The organism is Bradyrhizobium sp. NAS80.1, assembly GCF_001908205.1.
Lineage (GTDB): Bacteria > Pseudomonadota > Alphaproteobacteria > Rhizobiales > Xanthobacteraceae > Bradyrhizobium.
Genome location: NZ_LGHL01000508.1, coordinates 1 through 532, shown reverse-complemented (window position 1 = coordinate 532; position 532 = coordinate 1). Strand labels below are relative to the sequence as shown.

The following is a 532-nucleotide window of genomic DNA, read 5'->3' as shown; positions in this document are numbered from 1 at the left end:
CTATCTCCGCCGCGAAGAGACCAACGCAACTATCTTGGGCCTGTCGAAAGGCGGAACGCCGATCAAGCAGATCGTGCGCCAGACCGGCCATAGCAGGAAGCTGATACGACAGGTGATCCGTGGCGAACGCCACGATATCTTCCGGACCCGGCAGAACTCACTCGATCAGCATCTGCCATGGCTCGACGACCAATGGACGGCCGGTTGCCGAAACGGCGCTGAACTTTGGCGCCGTTTAAGGGTACGCGGCTTCCGAGGCTCCCTTCGCGTTGTCGGCGAATGGACGACCCGCAGACGGCGGTCCGAAAAGGCCGATATTGAAAACCTCCACCGGATCCCATCGGCCAGAACAATCGTTCGTCTCATGACGGTCGGTCGGGATACGCTCTCCAAGGCGGAGACGATCACTGTCGCCGCCGTCGAAGCTGGCGTTCCCACCCTTGTCGAAGCTCGAGAGATCGTAGCCGAATTCCACGGGATGATCCGGCGCAGAGCCGCCGCTGAGTTGTCATCCTGGATCGAGCGCGTTCGC

The 532-nt window shown here is 61.1% G+C and carries 1 pseudogene; it reads left to right on the top strand.

The window, feature by feature from the left end:
* Positions 1-532 (top strand): annotated as a pseudogene (locus AC629_RS47570) (ISL3 family transposase); the annotation flags it as partial.